The following is a 22,354-nucleotide window of genomic DNA, read 5'->3' as shown; positions in this document are numbered from 1 at the left end:
CGTGTGCGCGACGGCGGGCCGTCCACGCCCCGTCGGCTTGCGGACACCATGGCGTCACACCGGGTGGGCATGTTTCGGCAGTCCCCGCCTGTCTCGCCGTGACCGTCCGCCCGCTCCGCGCGGGTATGACGCGGAAGGACGACGTGCGCCGTGTCCTCGCCCCCGCTCGAATCCGTCCCCCGGGCGCTCGCCGCGCCCGACCCCGCTCCGGGCCTCTCCCCCGCCTGCCCCGGGCCCGCCCCCGATCCGGCTCCCGCACCCCTGCCCCCGGTCGGGCGCGCGGTCCGCTGGGCCCTGACCCTGCTCCCCCTGCTGCTGATCGCGGCCTGGGCGGCGGCCGACTGGCGGGCCGTCCGCGACGGAACCGTCCGGCTGGCCGCCGCCGACCCCTGGTGGCTGCTGGCCGCGGTCCTGTGCACCTGCCTGGGCTGGGTGGCCGCCGCGTGCGCCCGCCAGGGCGCCCTGCCGGACCGGCTGCCGCCGGGGCCGCTGCTCGCCTCGCAGTTCGCCGCCGGTGCCGCGAACCACGTGCTCCCGGCGAGCATCGGCGCCCACGCCGTCACCCTGCGCTTCCTCCGGCGCCGGGGCATCCCCCTGCCGCGCGCCACCGCCTCGCTCGCGCTGTACTCCCTGGTCAGACCGATCGCCAAGACGATGGTGCTGCTGGTCTTCGTGGTGGCCCATCCGGACCTGCTGCACCTCGCCGAACTGGTCCCGGACGAACGGACCATGGCCCTGGTCGCCGGTTCCGTCGCCGCCGGGTTCGGCACGGCCGCCCTGCTCGTGACGACCGTACGTCCGCTGCGCCGCCCGGCCCTGGACTGCGTACGCACCGCCCTGACCGACGTACGGCTGCTGCACCGGCGGCCCGCCCGGATCATCGCCCTCTGGGGCGGGGCGGCGGCGACCCCGCTGCTGCAGGGGAGCGTGATCGCCACGGTCGGCTTCTCGCTCGGGCTGCCGCTGTCCTGGACCCAGGTGGTCCTCGCCCTGCTGCTGGCCAGTACGGCGGTCGGGGCCGTCCCCGCGCCCGGCGGGATCGGGCCCGTGGACGCGGCGCTGGTGTTCACCATGGTCGCGTTCGGCGCGCCCGTGGGGATCGCCGCGGCGACCGTCGTCGGCTATCGCGTCCTGACGGTCTGGCTGCCGCTGCTGCCGGGCGCGCTGGTGCTGTCGGCCCTGGTGCACCGCAAGGTGCTGTGAACGGCGGGGCCGTACGGCCCCGGCTACGAGCCGGTTTCTCCGCGGTCGATCTCCGTCACGTGGGACATGTTCTCGCGGTCGTCGGCGTCCGTGCTGGGCTCGGCGTCGAACCAGGCGTCGAGGATCTCCTGGAGCAGCGGCCCGGACGTCAGCCGCAGTCCGAGGGCCAGCACGTTGGCGTCGTTCCAGCGGCGGGCGCCGTCGGCCGTGTAGGCGTCCGTGCACAGGGCGGCCCGTACGCCCGTCACCTTGTTCGCGGCGAGGCAGGCGCCGGTGCCGGTCCAGCAGCACACGACGGCCTGGTCGGCCCGCCCGGCGGCGACATCACGGGCCGCCGCCTCCGAACAGACCGCCCACCGCGCGTCGCCGCCGGGCCGCAACGCCCCGTACGCCCGCACTTCGTGGCCGCGCTCGCGCAGTTCCGTGACCAGCGCGCGGGCCACGGGTTCGTCCATGTCGGAGGAGACGGAGATCCGCATGCGCCGGAGACTACCCGGCGGCGGACATCCGTCGCTGCTCGTCATCGGTAGGCGGCGACCGCGAGCCGGACGAACGAGCGGAGTACGGGGTGCGGGTCGCCCTGGTTCCAGGCCAGCACCACGCGGCTCGGCGGCATGTCGGTCAGCGGCACCACCGTGAGCCCCGGCGGCGGCTCGTGGTCCAGGAGCGTCATACCGACCGTGCCGTTCCACAGCACCGCCTGCCGGCACTCCTGCACCGCTCGCACCACGGGCCCCTCGCGGGGCTCCCCGCCGTTCCAGTACGACTGCCAGAGCGGGTCGGTGCCCGCCGGGAACCGGAACCAGTGGCGGCCCGTCAGGTCGGCCGTTTTCAGGCTCTCGCGGCGGGCCAGCGGATCGTCGGCGCGCAGCAGGGCACCCACGGGGTCGGCCCGCAGTTCGCGTACGGCCAGGCCGGTCTCGTCGAACGGCGCGCGGGTCAGGGCGATGTCGACCGATCCGGCACGCAGTCCGCAGGTCGGATCGGTGAGGTCGGTCTCGCGGATCCGGACCTCGACGTGCGGGTGCAGCCGTCGATGGGCGGCGGCCAGCCTGAGCGCGCCGGGGTCCGTGCTGTCCCCGAGGATGCCGACGGTGAGGAGCGCGGCACCGGCCGCCGCGGCCACGCGTTCGCGGATCCGGTCGGCCCGGCCGAGCAGGTCGCGCGCCTCGTCGAGCAGCAGTGCCCCCGCCGTGGTGAGCGCGACCCCGGCGGAGGAGCGGTCGAACAGCGCCGCGCCCAGCTCGCTCTCCAGGCGCTGGATCGCCCGGCTCAGCGGCGGCTGGCTGATGTGCAGCCGGGTGGCGGCCCGGCCGAAGTGGAGTTCCTCGGCGACCGCCACGAAGTAGCGCAGCGTGCGTAGCTCCATGCGCGCCACGATATCCGGGCCGATACCCGTACGGTATCGAGGTGCCGGAACGGGTCTTGGACAGCCGGGGTGCACCCGCAGTGTGATCAAGGCATGACTGACGCACTCGAACCCGCCTACTGGATCGTCGCCGGCCTGCTCGCCCTCTTCTACCTCTACGGGGGCGGGGTGAAGGTGGTCAGGAGCCGTGAGGGGCTGCGCCCGATGATGGCCTGGGTGGACAGCACGCCGATGCCGGCCGTCAGGGCGATCGGCGTGATCGAGGTCCTGGGCGCGATCGGCCTGATCCTCCCACCGCTGACCGGCATCGCGCCCTGGCTGGCCCTGGCGGCGGCCATCGGGTTCGTGGTCCTGCAGATCGGCGCGACCAGGGTGCATCTGAAGCTCGGGGACCGGCGGATCGCCCTCAACATCACGCTTCTCCTCACCGCCGCCGTGACCGCCTGGTCGGCGACGACCTGGCTGTGAGCGCGTTCACCCCGGACGCGGCTCGCGGGTGAGGGGGTCCGGACCCGGAGGGATTCCCTCCGCCCCCTGCGGCGGGGGCGCGAAGACGCGCTGAAGACCCGCTTCGAGGTCGTCCAGGGCCCGTCGCGCGGTCAGGATCCGCTCGCGCAGCTCGCGTTCGGCCTCGATCCCCGCCGACCGCACCGGCAACGGCAACGCCGTTGCCGGAAGTACGGCGTCGGCCGTCCCGCGCGCCTCCTCCTGCTCGCGCTCCAGATCGCGGGCCTCGTCCAGGGAGCTGATGACGACCCCGATGAGCACGTTGACGAGGACGAAGGAGGCGAGCAGCACATAGGAGGCGTAGTAGACGATGCTCCAGCGGGAGATCTCCAGGCCCGCGCGGACCGAGTCGCCCAGGCCGTCCAGGGTCATCAGGAGGAAGAGGGTGAGCACGGCGCGGCCGAGCGAGCCGAAGTGCTCGGGGTCGCTCTCGGCGAAGGCGACCCAGCCCACCATCGCGTAGACGTAGAGCAGCAGGGCGCCCACGATCAGGAAGCTCAGGGTGCCGGGCAGGCTGCGGCCCACGGCGACGAGGAAGACGCGCAGTTGGGGCAGGAACCTGGCCGTGCGCAGGACGCGGGCCAGGCGCAGCAGCCGCAGGACGGTGCCGTTCTCGCGGACGACGGGCAGGAACGCGGAGAACACGACGGCCAGGTCGAACAGGTTCCACGGATCGCGGAAGAAGTCCCGCGGGCGGTCCGCGTGGGCGCCCGCGCGCAGCAGGATCTCCACCGTGAAGGCCGCCAGGAAGCATTGTTCGACGATCTTGAGCTGACCGGGCCAGCGGTGGACGACGCCCGTGTAGGTCTCGATGCCGAGGACCAGCGCGTTGGCGATGATCAGCGCGAAGACCGCGACGGCGAACCAGCGGGCTCCGGTGACACCGCGGCAGCGCTCGGCCAGGACGGCCCGAGCGGTCCGGGAACGGCCGGTCCCGGATAAGTGTGTGGCCGCGTCATCCGTCATCGCGCGCTTCCAGCTCCCTCTTCATGAAGTCGTACACCCCCGCCAGTCCGTTCCGGCAGGGTCACAGGATGCCGTCGGGGTCGAGACCGGTGCCGACCACGAGGGTCACCACGCCCGCGGCGGCGTCCGTCCCCCGCGCGGCCCGTGTGTCGGGCAGCCGCGACGCGAGCACCTTCGCCTGCGCGTCCATACCCTGCGGGTAGGTGGCCGTGGTGGCACGGGTCGTCTCCGGGGCGTTGCCCGTGCCGACGACGGTGAACCCGGCCTGGCGCAGTTTCGCGGCGACGACGGCGGCCCGCCCCGAGACACCGGTGCCGTTGAGGACCTGGACGCGGACACCGGACGCGTAGATCAGGTCGTCCTCGGCCTCCGCCTGCAGGGCCTTCTTGTCGACCTCCTTGTCCTTGGCCAGGGAGGTGAACAGGTCGTCGGCCTGCGGGTACTGCCACACGACGTTGGCCTTGTCGGCGGCCACGTCCGCCTCACGCGGATAGTTGGGCACGGTGAGGAAGGTGAGCCTCTTGCTCGGGATGCCCTTCACCTCGGACGCCAGACCGTACAGCGGCTTGATCCCGGCCAGGTCCTCGTCCGTGGTCAGGGACTTGGTGGCCGACTGCAGGAAGTCGTAGAGCGAGGCCGGGCTGGTCAGCTTGGACTGCGCCTTCTCGGCCAGCGCCTCCATGAACTCCTGCTGGCGGCCGATGCGTCCGAGGTCGGAGCCGTCACCGACGCTGTAACGGGCGCGTACGTAGCCGAGCGCCTCCTCGTTCTTGACGGTCTGGCAGCCGGCCTCCAGGTCCAGGTGGGCCTTCTCGTCGTGGATGGCCTGCTCGGGGCAGACCTCGATGCCGCCCAGGGCGTTGACCATGCCCTTGAAGCCCTGGAAGTCGACGGACATGAAGTGGTCGATCCGCAGTCCGGTGTTGGCCTCGACCGTCTTGATGGTGCAGGCGGCGGCGCCGGCCACCTCGCCGGTGCTCCCGCCGATCGCGAACGCCTCGTTGATCTTGGCGTGGTGGGCCGCGGAGGTGCTGTCGTCGCCCTTGTCGCACGCGGATATCCGCACCCAGGAATCCCGCGGGAAGGACACCACGGTCGCCCATTTCCTGTTGGCGGGGACGTGCATCACCATCAGGGTGTCCGACTGCATGGTGGTCAGGTCCTTGCCGTACTTGGCGTTGTCCCCGTCACGGCTGTCCGAGCCGACGACCAGGATGTTCTTCGAGCCGGGGCTGAGGTTCTCGGGGCGGTCCCCGCCGAGCTTGTCGTCTATGTCGGCGGCGCCGATGTTGCCGTCCAGGTCCTGGTATATCCAGGCGCCGACCCCGGCCGTGCCGAGGACGAGCGCGGCGAACACCCCCGCCGTCCATACGACGATCCGGCCCCGCCGCGTCAGCCTCGTCGGCCGTGCCGAGCCGGTCGGCCGCACAGGCCGCGCCGGCCTGCTTCCGGCCGGCGCCTGCCGCCGCTGTCCCCTACCGCCCACGGGCGCCCCTTTCCTCCGGTCGGCCGCGTTCGGCCGACCCCTGAACTCATGAGCGCTCGGCGCCCCCGTAATCCGAACGGCGAAACTCTACATTCATGTAGAGATACGACGGGAAGGCGGGTACTGCTCACCCGGCCGGTCCGCCGCTCAGCTCGTCCCCCCCGGCGGCGTGGCCGCCGTCGCGTGTCCACCGTGGTCCCGCCACGGGCGCGTCCTCACAGGGGCGTCGCCGCACGCAGGATGAGGACCATCGTCACCGCGGAGTTCGCGGAGGACAGGGCGGACACCGCGGTCCCGGCCGCCGCGCCCCAGGCGGCGAGGCCCACCGAGGTGAACACCGACGGCCAGGTGCGCGGCACGGGCGCGGGGCCGAGCAGCGCGGCGACCCGGCGCGGCACCGGTCCCGGCGCGGCGAGGCCCGCGAGCGTGGACACCGGGGTGCCGCGCGAGACCAGGGCGGCCTTGCCGATGGCGCACGCCACGGCCCGGCGGCTGCCGACCACCTGGGCGGCCTCCTCGTCGGCCCACCGTTCCGCCGTGTAGGACACGGCGGTGCACAGCGGGCGCAGGAACGGGTTGGCGCGCGCGGCCAGTTGGGCGGCGAGCAGGAACCGGTGGTGCCGGGCGGCGAGATGGGCGCGCTCGTGGGCGAACAGGGCGCGCCGCTCGGCCGGTTCGAGGCAGGAGAGGAGCGCGGTGGTCACCACCACCCGGTCCCGCTTTCCGCCGGGGAGGGCGTAGGCGTACGGGACCTCGTCGGGCAGGACGGCCACCTCGGTGCCGGGCAGGTCGGCGAGCGCCAGGTGGGCGCGGTGGCGTACGCGTCCGTGGCGCCACAGGGTGCGGACGCAGACCAGCAGCACCGCGAGGAGCGCCGGGATGGCCAGCTTCCCGGCGATCTCGTCGTACGGGACGGCCGCGCGCACCTCGGGATCGGACCAGCCGTCGGGGAGCGGGTTGCCGGGCAGCTGTGCCGTGCCGACCACCATCAGGAGTCCCAGGCACACCGTGCTGCACACCGCCATGACCACGGCGAGGCCGGTCAGCAGCCGGGTCGCGGTCCGCGGGTACAGCCGCTGCTCGGCGAGGCGGGCGATCGGCCAGGCCGTCAACGGCAGGACCAGCGGCAGAAAGACGAACACCCCCATGCGGCTTCAGTCTTCCCTCTCCGCCTCGGGGTGGGCGAGCAGTTCGCGCAGCAGGCGCTCGTCGTCCGGCTCCAGGGACGTCACGAAGCTGGCGAGTACGGCCTCGCGGTCCTGTTCGCCGTCCAGGACGCGGCGCATGCGGCGGGCGGCCAGGCCCGCCTCGTCCGACGCCGGGGTCCACGCGAAGGACCGGCCGACGCGCTCCCGCGTCACCGCGCCCTTGGCGAGCAGCCGGGTCAGGATCGTGATGACCGTCGTATAGGCGAGGTCACCACCGAGCCGCTCCTGGACCCAGCCCGCCGTCGCGGGCCCCTCCGCCGCGCGCAGGGCCGACAGGATCTGGGCCTCCAGCTCACCCTGTCCCCGTCGCGGGGGGCGCTGTCGCTGGTCCGCCACGCCCTGCCTCCCTTCCGCCGACTCCAACCCACAGGCGCCCCATCGTATCGACGCCAAGCCCTCCACCACGCCGCCCACACCCACCCCCGCCCGGAGGGCCGGACCCCTCCGGGCGCCCGGCACCGACCGCCCCTGCGTGCCCCCTGCGCCCCGCGGGCCCCGCCTCCCTCCGCCGCCCCGCACCGCGGGTGAGCCGCGGGCACGTCCCCTCTTCCTCTTTTTCTACAGTGTTGTAGATTTTATTTCGGGGTCCCGGACGGGTCCCCGCCCGGCACGTATCGAGAAGGAGTACGCAGTGGGAGTTTCCCTGTCCAAAGGCGGCAACGTCTCGCTCAGCAAGGAGGCGCCCGGCCTGACCGCCGTGCTCGTCGGCCTCGGCTGGGACGTGCGGACCACGACCGGCGCCGACTACGACCTCGACGCCTCGGCCCTGCTGCTCGACACCTCCGGCAAGGTCCTTTCCGACCAGCACTTCGTCTTCTACAACAACCTGACGAGCCCGGACGGCTCGGTGGAGCACACCGGCGACAACCTCACCGGTGAGGGCGAGGGCGACGACGAGTCCATCAAGGTGAACCTCGCGGGCGTACCGGCCGAGGTCGACCGGATCGTCTTCCCGGTCTCCATCCACGACGCCCAGGCCCGCGGGCAGAGCTTCGGGCAGGTCCGGGGCGCCTTCATCCGCGTCGTGAACCAGGCGGGCGGCGCCGAGATCGCCCGCTACGACCTGTCCGAGGACGCCGCCTCCGAGACCGCGATGGTCTTCGGCGAGCTGTACCGCCACGGCACCGAGTGGAAGTTCCGCGCCGTGGGCCAGGGCTACGCGTCCGGACTCGCGGGCATCGCCTCCGACTTCGGCGTCAGCGTCTGAGGAGACCTCGGCCCCGCCGTCCGAACCGGACCGCCCGCCCCCGGGCCTGATCCCCGCGGGCGGGCCCGGCACGACCCCGGCGGACGGGATCCCGCCGCACCACCCGGGCGCGTTCTCCGAAACAGGCACTGGCACAGGCGCGAGGGGGAGCGTCGGACAACGGCCCTCACCGGCCGAGACGTTGGACGCGCGCGCCGAACAACTGGCGACGGCGGTCGAACCGCCCGCCTCCAGGAACGGCCGGCGACCCGGCTCGACGAGTGAGCCCGGCGTACCCGGCTGCGACCAGCGGATCGAGTAGGCCCCGGACATCGCCGGCCGAGGACCTACCGGTCCCGGGCCCGCGCGGGGGTGGATGCGCGGGCCCGGTGCGTCCGGTGGCGTACCGGGCCGGCGTGTGCGGCCGGGTCAGTCCTCGGTCGGTGTCAGCCGCAGCGAGATGCTGTTGATGCAGTAGCGCTGGTCGGTCGGCGTCGCATAGCCCTCACCCTCGAAGACGTGCCCCAGGTGCGATCCGCACCGGGCACATCGCACCTCGGTCCGCGACATCCCGTGCGAACGGTCCTCGATCAGCTCGACCGCGTCGGTGTCCTTCGGGTCGTAGAAGGACGGCCAGCCGCAGTGCGACTCGAACTTCTCCGTGGAGGTGAAGAGCTCGGCGCCGCAGGCCCGGCAGGAGTAGACGCCCGCCGTCTTGGTGTCGGTGTATTCGCCGCGGAACGCCGGCTCCGTGCCGGCCTGCCGCAGGACGGTGTACTCGGCCGGGCTCAGCTCCGCACGCCATTGCTCGTCCGGCTTCTCGATGTCGTACGACATGAAGCTCAACCCCTCTGCTCAGGTACCGCTACTTCGACAGGCGCGTCAGGATCTCGGGTCCGAGGTCCGTCACGTCTCCCGCGCCCATGGTGAGAACGAGATCACCGGGCTTCGCCATTCCCGCCACCACCGCGGGTACCTGTGACATGTCGTGCACGGGCGTCACGTCCGCGCCGGCCGCCCACGCCGCGTCGATGATCAGCTCGCTCGTCACGCCCTCGATCGGGTCCTCGCGGGCCGGGTAGATGTCCAGGACCAGCGAGGCGTCCGCCAGCGACAGGGCCTGGCCCATCTCCTTGCCCAGTTCCTGGGTGCGCGAGAAGAGGTGGGGCTGGAAGACGACCAGGATGCGCGAGTCGCCCGCCGCCGCCCGCATCGCCTCCAGGTCCGCCGTCATCTCGGTCGGGTGGTGTGCGTACGAGTCGATGACCTGCACGCCCGCCTCCTCACCCTTGAGCTGCAGGCGCCGCTTCACCCCCGTGTACGAGGCGAGGGCGGGGGCCAGTTCGGCCGCGGGGATGCCCAGGGCCACGCCCGCCGCGAGCGCCGCCACCGCGTTGTGGGCGTAGTGGCGGCCGGGGACCGAGACGGTGAAGGTGAGCTCGGAGCCGTGCAGCTCGACGGTCACCTCGCTCTTCAGGCCCTGCGGGACCACGGACAGGACGCGTACGTCGGCGTCCTCGGACTCGCCGTACGTCACCACCTCGATGGCGTCCGTGATGTCGGCCGGCAGCCGTCGGGTCAGCTCCCGCGCGCCCTCCTGGTCCGCGGCGACCACCAGGGTCCCGCCCGGCACGATCCGGCCGGCGAACGTCTCGAAGGACTCGTAGATCTCGTCCATGGACGCGTAGTTGGCGTGGTGGTCCAGCTCCACGTTCAGCACGATCGCCACCTCGGGCGCGTACTTGTGGAAGCTGCGGTCCGATTCGTCGGCCTCGGCGACGAAGATCTCGCCCTCGCCGTGCAGGGCGTTGGAGCCGGGGACGTCGAGGTCGCCGCCGATCGCGTACGACGGGTCCAGGCCGAGGGTCGACAGGGAGACCGCCAGCATCGACGTCGTGGTCGTCTTGCCGTGCGTGCCGGCCACCGCGATGGGCCGCAGGCCGTCCATCAGGCGGGCGAGGGCGTCCGAGCGGTGGACGACCGGGATGCCCAGTTCGGCGGCGCGGGCCAGCTCCGGGTTGTCCGCGCGGATCGCCGAGGAGACGACCACGCAGGTGGCGTCCGACGCCAGGTGGTCGGCGGCGTGCCCGAGGTGGACGGTGGCGCCCAGCGCGCGCAGGGCCTCGGCGGTCGCGGAGTCCTTCGCGTCGCTGCCCGCCACCGCGGCTCCGCGCTGCGCGAGGATCTTCGCGATCCCCGACATCCCGGCGCCGCCGATGCCGATGAAGTGCGGTCGATCCATGGCGGTAGGAAGGCCGGGTGCCATACGTGTTTCTCCCAGGATGCGGGTGTGACGGTGAGCGGCCCCACCCTATTCGCTACGCCCACCTGAGCGGCTCCGCGGCCTTCACGGGCAAAAGATTGCGCCGTTCCCCGCGCCCCTCGAGGAGGGGCCCCGCCCCGTCCCACCCAGGGGCGCGGGGAACGGCGCAATCTTGTCGCTTTCCAGGGGCGCGGGGAACTGCGCACGCCTGGGCGAGCCGCAGCGGCGAGCGTTACGCCTTGCTGTGGGAGAACAGCTTCAGGACCGGCACCCCCACCTTGTGCCGCGCCCGGGAGGCCCAGTCCCGGTGGAAGAACTCCTCCACGTAGTGCGGATCGGTCAGCACGATGACCTCGTCCGCCCCCACCTCGTCGACGAGCGCCTTCAGCGCGTCCAGCGGATGCGCCTCGATCAGCCGCCCCCGCGCCGCGCTGCCGGTGCCCCGCAGCGCCACCAGCGACACCTCCAGGGCCCGCTGCCCCTGGCCGGCGGCCTCCGCGCCCTCGGGCGTCTCGTTCTCACGGGCCGCCTCGTCCAGCTCCCCGAGCGCCACGTCGTCGATCGCCCGCAGGAGCCGGTCCGCCTGGTCACCGCGGGGCTGGAGCAGTACGTGGAAGTCCACGTCCTCCTCGCCGTGCAAGGTGGTGACGAATTCCACGTCCGCGGAGGTGAGGGCCTTCTCGATCATCAATACGCTCGTGAACACGACAAACGCCCTTCTCATCCGTGGGCCGTTCGTAGACCCCTGCGGAAACCATCCTGCCCCGTGACCGCACGGGGACTGCGCTTTTCAGTGTGCCCGGCGAAAGCTAACCGGAACAGTCGATTCCACTTCTTCGTCCGGGCTCGGTTCCTTGATCAGGGCCGGCGGTAACGGCTGAAGAGGAACCCGGCCTCCTCCAGCAAGGACGTCAGTTCGAACCGGCTCGGCACCGCGACGGACGGGCCGCCGGCGATGCGCTGGGCGTCCCCGGCGGTGAGCATCGGGGACACCGTCAGACAGAGCTCGTCGAGGACACCGGCCGCGACCAGCTGGCCGAGCAGCCGGGGCCCGCCCTCCGTCAGGAGCCGGTACAGGCCGAGGCCGGCGAGGGCGCGGACGGCCCGTGCGGGGTCCACCCCCGCGCCGTCGCCCGCGATCACGACCCGCGCCCCGGCCTTCTCGGCGGCGGCGATCCGGTCGGGCGCCGCCGCGGCACCCGTGAGCACCAGCGTGGGAAGCAGCGGCGAGGTGAAGAGCGGAAGCGAGAAGTCCAGGTCGAGGCTTGCGCTCACCACGGCGATCGCGGGCGCCGGGCCCTGTCCGGCGGCGGCCCGGCGGGCGGCGAAGTCGTCACGGGCCCGCGCGGGCCGGTACCCCTCCTGCCGTACCGTTTCCGCACCGACGATCACGACGTCCGCGAGGCCGCGCAGCGTGCCGAAGATCCGCATGTCGGCGGCGCAGGAGATCGGCTGCGAACGCCCCTCGTGCTGGGCGGCCCCGTCGAGCGTGGAGACCATGTTGGCCCGCAACCACGGCCCGGGTCCCGCGACGTCCACCGGATAGGCGTACGCCTCGGCGAGTTCGTCGAGACCCCATTCGCGATCGGCTCCGGCCGGGGCCGCTGTCTCGTCGGTCACAGGGAACAGGCGTCGCATGTCGTGCAGTCTGGCACGAGACGTAGAGTGGGGAACCGTGTCAACCTCCACCACCGCCTCCGGAGCCGGCCCGACAGCCGACGCGACCCCGTCGTCCCTGTGCGCCCGCGAGCCGCGGGTCCCCGCGGACCGGCTGGTCGCCGAGATGGTCCCGCCGCCGCGCTTCGACTCGGTCCGCTTCGACACGTACATCCCGGATCCGAACCAGCCCAGCCAGACCGAGGCCGTGCGCGTGCTGGCCGATTTCGCGGCGGGTCTCGGCGGGGCACCGGCCGACGCGGGCAAGCGCGGTTTCCTCGGGCTCGGGCTCGGCTTCGGCAAGAAGTCCGCAAAGACCCCGGACGGCCCCCGCGGTGTCTACCTGGACGGCGGTTACGGCGTCGGCAAGACGCACCTGCTCGCCTCCCTCTGGCACGCGACCCCGGCGGAGCCCGGACTCAAGGCCTTCGGCACGTTCGTGGAGCTGACGAACCTGGTCGGCGCCCTCGGTTTCCAGCAGACCGTGCGGACGCTGAGCGGCCACCGGCTGCTCTGCATCGACGAGTTCGAGCTCGACGACCCCGGCGACACCGTCCTGGTGTCCAGCCTGCTCGGCCGGCTGGTCGAGGCGGGGGTGGCACTCGCCGCGACCTCCAACACCCTGCCGGGCAAGCTCGGCGAGGGCCGGTTCGCCTCGGTCGACTTCCTGCGCGAGATCCAGGGCCTGTCCGCCCACTTCAGGTCGCTGCGCATCGACGGCGACGACTACCGCCACCGCGGACTGCCCGAGGCCCCGGCCCCGTACTCGGACGAGCAGGTCACGAAGGCCGCGTACGCGACGCCGGGCGCCTCGCTCGACGACTTCCCGCAGCTGCTCGACCATCTGGCCCGGGTGCACCCCAGCCGGTACGGCGCGCTGACGGACGGCGTCGAGGCGGTCTGCCTGACGGATGTGCAGCCCGTGCCCGACCAGTCCACCGCGCTGCGGCTGGTGGTCCTCGCCGACCGGCTGTACGACCGCGAGGTGCCGGTGCTCGCCTCGGGGATGCCGTTCGACCGGCTGTTCGGCGAGGAGATGCTGAACGGCGGCTACCGCAAGAAGTACTTCCGGGCGATCTCCCGGCTCACGGCACTGGCCCGGGACGCCAAGGGACTCGTACAGGACTGATCGTCCCGCCGCCCGCCCGCGCACCCTCCCGTTCGGCGATTTCCGGCCTGCCGCCGTCGCTCTTTCGGCCCTCTTCAGGCTCTCTTCAGGGTGAAACGTTAAGTTAACCCAGCAAACAACTTCCCGCGTTAACGTTCGTGTCAGCAAGGGAATGTGTGACCTGGAACCGGCCGAGAGGGGGCCCATGCGACGAGGTACGACGGTCCGGACACTGTTCGCCGTTCTCGCCGCCGTCCTCCTGGCCCTGCAGCTCTCCGCCACCACCACAGCGTTCGCACCGGCGTTCGCATCCGCGCACACACCCGGGTCCGCCGACCCCGAGGTCCGGCCTGAAGCGGGCCCCGGAGCCACCGCCGAGTTCGTCACCTGTGGCGACACCTCGCGCTCGCACGGCCCGACCGGCCCGCTGCGCACCCGCGAGCGGATCCGGGTCGCGGACCACGTCGCCCCCGCCGCCGCGCGCCTCCTGCTCTCCAAGGACGTCGCGGTCGTCCGCGAGGACCCGTCGCACACCGCGGCCTCCGCGGCGCACCACCGTCCGACGAGATCCTCGGCGGCCCACTCCACAGCGGCTCTCCAGGTCTTCCGCTGCTGAGAGCACCGGCTCCGATCTGAACACCGGGCACGAAGCGACTCCGACCTGACCCACCCCTCACCACGCCACGTCCGCCGAGCGCGTCGACGTGGGGTCATGTCGCCGTACCCGCATGCGCTCCGTTTTGTACACCGACGCGCTCGCATACGCGCGCCAGGAGGAACTGACACATGCAGCCCCTCATCGATCACGCACGCTCCTTCCGCAAGCAGTCCGCGGACCGCCCGGAGGAGTTCGCCCGTCTCGCCGAAGGCCAGTCCCCGCAGGTCCTGTTCATCACCTGCTCCGACTCGCGGGTCGTCCCGGCCCTGATCACCGGAGCCCGGCCCGGTGAACTCTTCGAACTGCGCACCGCGGGCAACATCGTCCCCCCGCACACCTCTTCGCAGCCCACCAGTGAGGCCGCCACCGTCGAGTACGCGGTGGAGGTGCTCGGAGTCACGGACGTCGTCGTCTGCGGCCACTCCCACTGCGGCGCCGTCGGCGCGCTGGTACGCGGCGACGACCTGACCGCCGTACCCGCCGTCCGCGACTGGCTCGCGCACTCGACCCCACGGCCCGACGGGGCGACGGAGGACCCGGCGGTCACCGAGGCCGTGCAGAACCACGTCCTGACCCAACTCCTGCGGCTGCGCTCCTACCCGTGCGTGGAACGGCGGCTGACAGCAGGCCGACTGCGCCTGCACGGCTGGTTCTACGAGGTCCACACCGGGTCCGTCCTCGCGCACGACGTCCGCTCCGACTCCTTCGAGGCGCTGTGAGCGCCGCGACGGGCACGCCCGGCACCACCGGCGGGGCCGAGCCCGGCCGGCGTGCGCGCTTCCCCTTCCTGCGGCAGGACTTCGCCGCCTCGCTGGTCGTCTTCCTGGTGGCCCTGCCGCTGTGCGTGGGCGTGGCCGTGGCGTCGGGCGTGCCCGCCGAACTCGGTCTGATCACCGGCATCGTGGGCGGCCTGGTCACCGGGCTGCTGCCCGGCAGCAGCCTCCAGGTCTCGGGCCCGGCCGCGGGGCTGACCGTGCTGGTCTTCGAGGCGGTACGCGAGTACGGACTGGCCGTGCTCGGTGTCATCGTCCTGGCCACCGGTCTGATCCAACTCGCCATGGGTGCCATGAGGTTGGGGCGCTACTTCCGGGCCATCTCGGTGGCCGTCGTGGAGGGCATGCTGGCGGGCATCGGCCTGGTCCTGATCGCCGGCCAGCTCTACTCGGTGGCCGGCGCCGAGGCCCCGGCCTCGGGTCTTGACAAGCTCGCCGGGCTCCCCGGTCTGGTCGCCGACTCCGCCGGATCCACCACCGCTCTCATCTCCTTCGGGCTCGGCGCCGCCACCGTCGCCGTGCTCGTGCTGTGGAAGCACCTGCCGGCCAAGGTCCGTACGGTGCCGGGCGCGCTGGCCGCCGTGGCGCTCGCCACGCTCGCGGCCCTCGCCTTCGACCTGCCCGTCGCGACGGTGGAGGTACGCGGACTGCTCGACTCGATCCAGCTGCCGGGGCTCGAAGCCGTCGGCGGGCTGGCGAGCGTGGGGGTGCTCGGGACGGTCCTGGCGTTCGTGCTGATCGCGTCGGCGGAGTCGCTGTTCAGCGCCGCCGCCGTGGACCGGCTGCACGACGGGCCGCGCACCGAGTACGACAAGGAGCTGATGGCGCAGGGCGCGGGCAACACGGTCTGCGGGCTGCTCGGCGCGTTGCCGATGACCGCCGTGATCGTGCGCAGCTCGGCGAACGTGTCCGCGGGCGCCCGTACGAAGGCGTCCCGGGTCATGCACGGGGTGTGGCTGCTGCTGTTCGCGGCGCTGCTGCCGGGCGTGCTGGCCTACATCCCGCTGCCCGCGCTGGCGGGCATCCTGGTGCACGCGGGCTGGAAGCTGATCCCGCTGCGCTCGATCGCGGCGCTGTGGCGCGGGCACCGGGGCGAGGCGCTGATCCTCGTGGTCACGGCCGTGTCGATCGTCGCGGTGAACATGTTCGAGGGTGTGCTGATCGGGCTCGCCCTCGCCGTCGCCAAGACCGCCTGGGAGGCCTCGCACATCAAGCTGGAGGTCATAGACAAGGGAGCCGGTCCGGTACAGGCGTACCTGTCGGGCAACGCCACCTTCCTGCGGCTGCCGAAGATACTGGACGACCTGGAGGCGCTGCCGAAGGACCGCCCGGTGACGGTGGACCTGTCCGGGCTGCATCACCTGGACCATGCGTGCCGGACGGCGCTGGAGAACTGGTCGCAGCGGCACAGCGAGAAGGGCACCGAGCCGGTGAAGGTCACCACTCCGGCTCCGTAGGCACCGGCGCAGGCGCAGGTACTGGCACTGGCACTGGCACTGGCACTGGCACTGGCTCAGGCGCCTGCATCTGAACCGGAACCTGAACCGGAACCGCCGCCCCAGGGCCCGGTGCGGGACTCCTCCCGAGTCCCGCGCCGGGCCCTTCGGGCTGTCCGGGTCGTCCCGCGGCCCGTGAGAACGCCACGCTACGCGCGTGGTTCACGTGATCGAGGCCACGTGATACACACAGGCGGGTCACATACTCCTGTCCGCCAACAGGAAGGTTGCCCCATGTCCGCAACACGACGCGAGGTGCTGGCCCGCTCCGGAGCCCTGGGAGTCGGCATCGCCTTCACCGGTGCCGTATCGGAGCTCTTCACGGGTACGGCCGCCGCACTGGGCCACTCCGGATACGGCCCCCTGCTCCCCGACCCGGACGGTCTGCTGGACCTGCCGAAAGGTTTCCGTTACCGGGTGCTGTCCCGCGAGGGCGACGAACTGCGCTCCGGCGAGGGCCAGGTACCGAGCAACCACGACGGCATGTCCGCCTTCGCCGGCAGACACGGCCGCGTCCACCTCGTCCGCAACCATGAGAACCGCGTCACCGGCAAGATCGGCGTCCCCACGGTCGACGGCCTCACCTACGACCCGATGGGCAAGGGCGGCTGTACGGCGCTGACCCTCGACCAGCGGGGCGACGTGGTCGGCGAACGGGTCGCGATCGCCGGTACGGCCGTCAACTGCGCGGGCGGCCCCACACCTTGGGGCACCTGGCTGACCTGCGAGGAGACCGAGGACAAGGCCGGCACGAACGGCTACACCAAGGACCACGGTTTCATCTTCGAGGTCGACCCGGTGGACCCCCACCGCACCGGGGCGGTACCGCTGACCGCGATGGGCCGCTTCCAGCACGAGGCGATCGCCGTCGACCCCAAGCGCGGCATCGTCTACGAGACCGAGGACGCGTTCCTCAAGCCCTTCGGCCTCTTCTACCGGTTCCTGCCCAACAAGCCGGAGGGCGGGCGCGGTTCGCTGCGCGCGGGCGGCCGGCTCCAGGCGATGCGCGTACCGGGCGTCCCGGATCTCTCCTCGATCCAGGAGACGGGCGCGAGCTTCGACCGCATCGAGTGGGTGGACGTACCGGACCCGCTGGCGAGCGGGACCCCCATTCGCGACCAGGACTTCGGCCCCAAGGGCATCACCCACGCGCAGAAGCTGGAGGGCTGCTACTGGGGCGGCTCGTCCGTCTACTTCGTGTCCTCCTTCGCGCACAGCAGCGAGGGCTCCGCGGCCGACCACTACGGCCAGATCTGGCGGTACGAGCCCGCTGCCCGCCGGCTCACGCTGGTGATCGTCTTCGGTCCCGACACCGACGTACAGCTGCCCGGCGAGTCCCCCGACAACATCTGCCTCGCCCCCAGCGGCGGCCTGATGGTCTGCGAGGACGGCGGGGGCGCGCAGCACGTGTTCGGTGTGACCCGGCGGGGCGAGGTGTACCCGATGGCCCGCAACCGGCAGAACATCGGCACGCCGGACGCCCCGGAGTGGGGCGAGTTCGCGGGCGTCACCTTCGCGCCCGACGGCCGGACGATGTACGTGAACTGCTATACGCCGGGGACGACGTTCGCGGTGACGGGCCCCTGGAGCAGGCACTGATCCGCGCCGCGCGGGGCACCCGGCGGCCGTAGCGGTCGCCGGGTCCGGGGCGGGTGCGCCGCGGGTGGCGGCCCCCGCCCCCGCGGCGCACGATCGAGGGAACCGCCCCGAAGGGATGCGCGATGGCCAAGAAGGACAGCAAGGGCAGGAAGAACGGGGAGGAAGGGGAGCGGAAGAAGGGCGGGAAGGGCGGCGCCGCCGTGCACGAGGTGCTGCGCCTCCCGGTCGGCGAACGGATCTCCCTCTCCTCGTACGACACCTCCGCGCCCCCCGACGGGGCGACCGCGCCCAGGTCCAAGTCCGACGGCCTCGCCGCCATCACCCGGATGGCCGAACCCCTCGCCGGGCTGCAGGAACGCCTGTGGGCGTCGAGCACCGCGGGTGATCGCCGCCGGATCCTCCTGGTCCTCCAGGGCATGGACACCAGCGGCAAGGGCGGCACGGTCAAGCACGTCATCGGGCTCTTCAACCCCGTCGGCTGCCGCGTCCGCAACTTCAAGGCGCCGACCCCCGAGGAACGGCAGCACGACTTCCTCTGGCGGATCAGAAGGCAGCTCCCCCACCACGGTGAGCTGGGCGTCTTCGACCGTTCCCATTACGAGGACGTCCTCGTCGGCCGCGTCCGGGAGCTGGCCCCGCGCGCCGAGATCGAGTCCCGGTACGACCGGATCAACGACTTCGAGCGGGCCCTCGCCGACGACGGCACGACGCTCGTCAAGTGCTTCCTGCACATCTCGTTCGAGGAACAGCGGCTGCGGCTGCTGCGCCGGCTCGCCAACCCCGACAAGCACTGGAAGTTCAGCCCGTCGGACATCGACGACCGGGCCCTGTGGCCCGCCTATCAGGAGGCGTACGAGATCGCCCTCGAACGCTGCTCCTCGGACGTCGCCCCCTGGTATCTGATCCCCGCCGACCGCAAGTGGTACCGGAACTGGGCGATCAGCCGGCTGCTGCTGGAGCACCTGACGGCGCTGGATCCGCGGTATCCGCAGCCGGACTTCGATGTGGAGGCGTGCCGGAAGCGGCTGCAGGAGGAGGGCTGAGCAACACGGGGTGACACCGGATGACTCGGGATCACTCCGGATGACACCGGATGACACCGGATGACACCGGGGTACATATAATCCGTTTTACTTATTCATGGGGTTAATGTCGCCCTCGTGAACACCTTCCCGTTCCTGAAGAGGGCGACCGCCGCCGGCCTGCTGACGGCGGTGGGCGCGCTCGCCCTCGCGGCGTGCGGCGCTCCCGAGGCCCCCCGCGCCGCCACGGTCCCCGCGCCCGCGGTCGGTACGCCATCCCGGCCACCGACGCTCGCCCCCGGCCCGAGCGGACTGACCCCCGTCTTCATGAGGGCGGCCGGGGCGCGCGACAGGACGGTCGCCCTGACCTTCGACGCCGACATGACGGCCGACCAGGGGCCGCGGGCCGCCGCCGGGGAACGTTTCGACAACCCGCGGCTGATCGGGACTCTGCGGCGGCTGAAGGTGCCGGCGACCGTGTTCATGACGGGGCGCTGGGCCGAGGAGTACCCCCGGCAGGCGCGGGCCATCGGGCGCGACCCGCTCTTCGAGGTCGCCAACCACTCCTACAGCCATCACGCCTTCACCGAGGACTGCTACGGGCTGCCGACCGTGCCCGCCTCGGGGATGCGTGCGGACGTGGAGAGGGCGTTCGGCGCGTTCCGCAGGGCGGGGATCGAGCATCCGATGCCGTACTTCCGCTTCCCGGGCGGTTGTTACGACCGGCGGGCGCTGAAGGCGCTGAACGGCACCGGTGTGACGGCCGTGCAGTGGGACGTGGTGAGCGGGGACGCGTTCGCGACGGACGCGGGGGCGGTGGCGCGGCAGGTGCTGGACGGCGTACGGCCCGGTTCCGTGGTCGTCATGCACTGCACGCGCAGCGCGGCCCCGGCGACGGAGGAGGCCCTGCGGACGATCGTTCCCGAACTGCGGAAGCGCGGCTACCGGTTCGTCCGGGTCTCCGAGCTCCTCTGACCGGACGCGACGGAGGCACCGGAGGATCCGGAGGCACCGCACGCACCGGACCCCCCGGATCCGATTCATCACCCGCAGCGCTCAGAGCGATCGCGTTCTCTTGTTGGACGGCACAAACGTCACGGTGGACGCTTGAACGTACCGAACGAACCCCCAGGAGGAGCCTCCATGCAGACACGCACCATCGGTGACGTCAGGGTCGGAGCGATCGGTCTGGGCGGGATGCCGATGTCCATCGAGGGGCGCCCGGACGAAGCGCGTTCGGTCGCGGCCGTGCACGCGGCGCTGGACGAGGGTGTCACGCTCTTCGACACCGCGGACGCCTATCACCGGGACGCCGACGAGGTAGGGCACAACGAGTCGCTGATCGCCCGCGCGGTGGCGTCGTACGGCGGTGACACCTCGGACGTGCTGATCGCGACGAAGGGCGGGCATCTGCGGCCGGGCGACGGCTCATGGACGCTGAACGGCTCGCCGGAGTACCTGAAGAAGGCGTGCGACGCGTCACTGGAACGGCTCGGCGTCGAGGCCATCGGGCTGTACCAGTTCCACCGGCCGGACCCGAAGGTCCCCTACGCGGCGTCGGTCGGCGCGATCCGCGATCTGCTGGACGCGGGGAAGATCCGTTTCGCGGGGGTCTCCAACGCGGACCCCGGCCAGATCCGGCAGGCGAACGAGATCCTCGGCGGGCGGCTGGTGAGCGTGCAGAACCAGTTCTCGCCCGCCTTCCGCTCCAGCGAGCCGGAGTTGGAGCTGTGCGCGGAACTGGGCATCGCGTTCCTGCCGTGGAGTCCGCTGGGCGGTATCTCCAAGGCGGGTGAACTGGGTTCGCGGTACGCCGTGTTCGCGGAGGTGGCGAGCGCGCACGGGGTGAGTCCGCAGCAGGTCTGCCTGGCGTGGATCCTCGCGAAGGCGCCGGTGACGATTCCGATCCCGGGCTCCTCCCGTCCGGAGACGATCCGCGACTCGGCCGCGGCGGCGAGCCTGTCGCTGTCCCCGGAGGAACTGTCCCGCCTGGACGCGGCGTAACGGACTGCGCGGTTCCCCGCGCCCCGCTCAAGGGGCGCGGGGAACCGCGCAATCTTTCAGGGGCGCGGGGAACGCCGCAGTCTTTTGCCTTTGAGGGGCGCGGGGAACTACGCGACCGACCCCCTGGCAGACTGCGTGCGTGAGCAGCGACGCAACCCCCTTCCAGCCCGACCGCACCGCCCGCGACGAGGCCCCGCAGTTCGTACTGCCCCTGGTCGCCCGTATCGAGCGGACCGATCCCCCCGCCCGCACGGACGCGCTGGAGACCGCCGCCCGCGCCGTCCTGGTCCTCCTCAGCGACGAGCGCGCTCTCGGCGAGGGCGAGTGGGCGCGGGCCGTCCACGACTGGCAGGACGCCCGCATCCGCAAGGTCGTCCGCCGGGCCCGCGGCGCCGAGTGGCGCCGGGCGGAGGCACTGCCCGGCATCACCGTCACCGGCAAGTCCGCCGAGGTCCGCGTCTTCCCGCCGGTCCCGCTCGACGGCTGGCCCAAGGACCTGGCCCGCCTCCAGGTCTCCGGCACGGACCTCGACGACCCGGAGCCGCCCGCCGACCCCGACGCGGCCACGCCCGTGCTGTGGCTGAGCCCGGACCTGGACATGTCGGCGGGCAAGGCGATGGCCCAGGCCGGCCACGGCGCCCAACTGGCCTGGTGGGAGCTGTCCGGCGAGGACCGCGCGGCCTGGCGCGAGGCCGGCTTCCCGCTCGCCGTCCGCACGGCCGACGCCGAGCACTGGGAGCGCCTCGTCACGAGCGGCCTGCCGCTGGTGCGCGACGCCGGCTTCACGGAGATCGCCCCGGGTTCGTGCACGGTGGTCGCCGACCACCCGGCACTGCGCCTGGACCGGCGGTAGGCGCAGGACTGTGCCGGAGCCGTGAAAGGCCTGTGACGCGGCAGACATGAACCGTTGAACACATCCGCCGTCCCGCACGTACCTTCTGGCGCTGGCCAAGTACAGATTCCCAACGACCAGTTGGTTAAAATCCGGAGGCACCTGTGCGGCGTATCAACGGTACGGCCCTCGTCATCGTGGCACTCGTCGGAACGCTCGGCGCGCTCGCCTTTCCCGTGTGGTCGTACGCCGACCGCGCCGGGACGGGACCGGCGAACCTCGCCGCCGGGACCGTACAGACGAAGTGGGGGCCCCTGACCGCCACCGACCGTGACCTCATCGTCCGGGTGCGGCTGGCGGGTCTGTGGGAACTGCCGGCCGGGCAGCAGGCCCTCGAACGCAGCCCCAGTCCCGCGATGAAGGAGGCCGCCGACCACCTGATCGTCGGCCACACCGACCTCGACAAGCGGGTGCGGGGGGTCGCGCGGGATCTCGGCGTCGAGCTGCCGAACCAGCCGAACGAGCAGCAGCAGGGCTGGCTGCAGCAGATGACCAACGCGAGCGACGCGGACTACCCCAAGGTGTGGGCGAACCTCCTGCGCTCCGCACACGGCAAGATCTTCCCGGCGATCGGAGCGGTACGGAACCAGACGCGCAACACGCTGGTGCGGCAGCTCGCCTCGGATGCCAACCAGACCGTGCTCGACCACATCACGGTGCTGGAGAAGACCGGCGCCGTCGACTTCGAGGCGATCGCCAACGACTCGGTCGCCGGAACGACGGCCAGCCCGTCCGGTCCGGCGGCACCGGTCCCCGGAGTGGTCCCCAGCTCGGCGCCGCCCGCCGCGGCCACCGGTGACGTCAGCACCACGTCACGGCCCTCCCCCGGGGCGCCGGGCACGGTCAACACGAACCGCCCCGACCCCGAGGACCCGGACGCCACCCCCACCTCGCAGTGACGGCCGGAACCTCAAATGTTGCTCTGAACGTCCCCGCCGATGGGTTCGGCCCCGCCTGA

Annotated in this window: 23 protein-coding genes; 13 read left to right on the top strand and 10 right to left on the bottom strand. The window is 72.2% G+C overall.

The window, feature by feature from the left end:
• Positions 1 to 150: 150 nt before the first annotated feature.
• Positions 151 to 1,203: a lysylphosphatidylglycerol synthase transmembrane domain-containing protein gene (locus K3769_RS31130; RefSeq protein ID WP_267029580.1), complete on the top strand. Its 1,053-nt coding sequence runs from the start codon at positions 151 to 153 to the stop codon at positions 1,201 to 1,203.
• 23 nt (positions 1,204 to 1,226) lie between these two features.
• Here K3769_RS31130 and K3769_RS31125 read toward each other — a convergent pair whose 3' ends face one another.
• Complete coding sequence (locus tag K3769_RS31125; RefSeq protein WP_267029579.1) at positions 1,227 to 1,682, bottom strand: RpiB/LacA/LacB family sugar-phosphate isomerase; 456 nt, start codon at positions 1,680 to 1,682, stop codon at positions 1,227 to 1,229.
• Positions 1,683 to 1,723: 41 nt separating this feature from the next.
• Entirely contained in the window at positions 1,724 to 2,572 is an 849-nt protein-coding gene (locus tag K3769_RS31120) for a LysR family transcriptional regulator (RefSeq protein WP_267029578.1), read from the bottom strand.
• Between the two features lie 93 nt (positions 2,573 to 2,665).
• Between K3769_RS31120 and K3769_RS31115 the strand changes: the two genes are divergently transcribed.
• A complete protein-coding gene (locus K3769_RS31115) occupies positions 2,666 to 3,040 on the top strand; it encodes a DoxX family protein (protein WP_267029577.1) in 375 nt (124 codons plus the stop codon).
• Positions 3,041 to 3,046: 6 nt separating this feature from the next.
• Here the strand turns inward: K3769_RS31115 and K3769_RS31110 are convergent, their stop codons facing one another.
• The 4 genes from K3769_RS31110 to K3769_RS31095 form a co-directional block, all read right to left on the bottom strand.
• Positions 3,047 to 4,045 (bottom strand): ion transporter, encoded by a 999-nt coding sequence (locus tag K3769_RS31110; protein ID WP_267029576.1) that lies wholly within the window; start codon positions 4,043 to 4,045, stop codon positions 3,047 to 3,049.
• A gap of 61 nt (positions 4,046 to 4,106) precedes the next feature.
• Positions 4,107 to 5,474: an LCP family protein gene (locus K3769_RS31105; protein WP_435369374.1), complete on the bottom strand. Its 1,368-nt coding sequence runs from the start codon at positions 5,472 to 5,474 to the stop codon at positions 4,107 to 4,109.
• 272 nt (positions 5,475 to 5,746) lie between these two features.
• Positions 5,747 to 6,679 carry a M56 family metallopeptidase gene (locus K3769_RS31100; RefSeq protein ID WP_267029575.1) on the bottom strand — a complete coding sequence of 311 codons (933 nt, stop codon included), beginning with the start codon at positions 6,677 to 6,679 and terminating at the stop codon, positions 5,747 to 5,749.
• Between the two features lie 6 nt (positions 6,680 to 6,685).
• Positions 6,686 to 7,075 carry a BlaI/MecI/CopY family transcriptional regulator gene (locus tag K3769_RS31095; protein ID WP_267029574.1) on the bottom strand — a complete coding sequence of 130 codons (390 nt, stop codon included), beginning with the start codon at positions 7,073 to 7,075 and terminating at the stop codon, positions 6,686 to 6,688.
• 295 nt (positions 7,076 to 7,370) lie between these two features.
• Here K3769_RS31095 and K3769_RS31090 point away from each other — a divergent pair, with 295 nt between their 5' ends.
• The gene (locus K3769_RS31090) at positions 7,371 to 7,946 is read left to right on the top strand and encodes a TerD family protein (RefSeq protein WP_267029573.1); all 576 of its coding nucleotides are present in this window, start codon (positions 7,371 to 7,373) and stop codon (positions 7,944 to 7,946) included.
• Between the two features lie 408 nt (positions 7,947 to 8,354).
• Here the strand turns inward: K3769_RS31090 and msrB are convergent, their stop codons facing one another.
• From msrB to K3769_RS31070, 4 genes are all read right to left on the bottom strand, one after another.
• On the bottom strand, positions 8,355 to 8,762 hold the full coding sequence (msrB, locus tag K3769_RS31085) for a peptide-methionine (R)-S-oxide reductase MsrB (protein WP_267029572.1): 408 nt from the start codon (positions 8,760 to 8,762) through the stop codon (positions 8,355 to 8,357).
• Positions 8,763 to 8,790: 28 nt separating this feature from the next.
• The gene (murC, locus tag K3769_RS31080) at positions 8,791 to 10,191 is read right to left on the bottom strand and encodes a UDP-N-acetylmuramate--L-alanine ligase (RefSeq protein ID WP_267029571.1); all 1,401 of its coding nucleotides are present in this window, start codon (positions 10,189 to 10,191) and stop codon (positions 8,791 to 8,793) included.
• Between the two features lie 229 nt (positions 10,192 to 10,420).
• Positions 10,421 to 10,894 carry an indole-3-glycerol phosphate synthase gene (locus K3769_RS31075; RefSeq protein WP_267029570.1) on the bottom strand — a complete coding sequence of 158 codons (474 nt, stop codon included), beginning with the start codon at positions 10,892 to 10,894 and terminating at the stop codon, positions 10,421 to 10,423.
• A gap of 152 nt (positions 10,895 to 11,046) precedes the next feature.
• Positions 11,047 to 11,826, bottom strand: coding sequence for a pyrimidine reductase family protein (locus tag K3769_RS31070; RefSeq protein ID WP_267029569.1), 780 nt, complete (start codon positions 11,824 to 11,826; stop codon positions 11,047 to 11,049).
• Between K3769_RS31070 and zapE the strand changes: the two genes are divergently transcribed.
• From zapE to K3769_RS31020, 10 genes are all read left to right on the top strand, one after another.
• The gene (gene zapE / locus K3769_RS31065) at positions 11,825 to 12,973 is read left to right on the top strand and encodes a cell division protein ZapE (RefSeq protein ID WP_282566285.1); all 1,149 of its coding nucleotides are present in this window, start codon (positions 11,825 to 11,827) and stop codon (positions 12,971 to 12,973) included. The two genes, K3769_RS31070 and zapE, sit on opposite strands and share 2 nt — an antisense overlap.
• Before the next feature lie 184 nt (positions 12,974 to 13,157).
• Positions 13,158 to 13,568: a hypothetical protein gene (locus K3769_RS31060; RefSeq protein ID WP_267029567.1), complete on the top strand. Its 411-nt coding sequence runs from the start codon at positions 13,158 to 13,160 to the stop codon at positions 13,566 to 13,568.
• Positions 13,569 to 13,738: 170 nt separating this feature from the next.
• Entirely contained in the window at positions 13,739 to 14,329 is a 591-nt protein-coding gene (locus K3769_RS31055; protein ID WP_267029566.1) for a carbonic anhydrase, read from the top strand.
• A complete protein-coding gene (locus K3769_RS31050; RefSeq protein WP_267029565.1) occupies positions 14,326 to 15,840 on the top strand; it encodes a SulP family inorganic anion transporter in 1,515 nt (504 codons plus the stop codon). The genes K3769_RS31055 and K3769_RS31050 overlap by 4 nt, the downstream gene beginning before the upstream one ends.
• A gap of 273 nt (positions 15,841 to 16,113) precedes the next feature.
• Positions 16,114 to 17,478 carry a PhoX family protein gene (locus K3769_RS31045; RefSeq protein ID WP_267029564.1) on the top strand — a complete coding sequence of 455 codons (1,365 nt, stop codon included), beginning with the start codon at positions 16,114 to 16,116 and terminating at the stop codon, positions 17,476 to 17,478.
• Between the two features lie 122 nt (positions 17,479 to 17,600).
• Positions 17,601 to 18,521 (top strand): PPK2 family polyphosphate kinase, encoded by a 921-nt coding sequence (locus K3769_RS31040; RefSeq protein ID WP_267029563.1) that lies wholly within the window; start codon positions 17,601 to 17,603, stop codon positions 18,519 to 18,521.
• Positions 18,522 to 18,638: 117 nt separating this feature from the next.
• Positions 18,639 to 19,475 (top strand): polysaccharide deacetylase family protein, encoded by an 837-nt coding sequence (locus K3769_RS31035; protein ID WP_267029562.1) that lies wholly within the window; start codon positions 18,639 to 18,641, stop codon positions 19,473 to 19,475.
• A 168-nt stretch (positions 19,476 to 19,643) separates the two neighbouring features.
• Positions 19,644 to 20,504 carry an aldo/keto reductase gene (locus tag K3769_RS31030; RefSeq protein ID WP_267029561.1) on the top strand — a complete coding sequence of 287 codons (861 nt, stop codon included), beginning with the start codon at positions 19,644 to 19,646 and terminating at the stop codon, positions 20,502 to 20,504.
• Between the two features lie 139 nt (positions 20,505 to 20,643).
• Positions 20,644 to 21,357 carry a peptidyl-tRNA hydrolase gene (locus K3769_RS31025; RefSeq protein ID WP_267029560.1) on the top strand — a complete coding sequence of 238 codons (714 nt, stop codon included), beginning with the start codon at positions 20,644 to 20,646 and terminating at the stop codon, positions 21,355 to 21,357.
• A 143-nt stretch (positions 21,358 to 21,500) separates the two neighbouring features.
• Entirely contained in the window at positions 21,501 to 22,295 is a 795-nt protein-coding gene (locus K3769_RS31020; protein WP_267029559.1) for a DUF4142 domain-containing protein, read from the top strand.
• Positions 22,296 to 22,354: the final 59 nt, after the last annotated feature.

Origin of the sequence: Streptomyces ortus (assembly GCF_026341275.1) — a bacterium.
In the GTDB taxonomy this organism is placed as follows: Bacteria; Actinomycetota; Actinomycetes; order Streptomycetales; family Streptomycetaceae; genus Streptomyces; species Streptomyces ortus.
The sequence above is the reverse complement of the archived record's forward strand: the minus strand, read 5'-3'. Positions and strand labels throughout refer to the sequence as shown.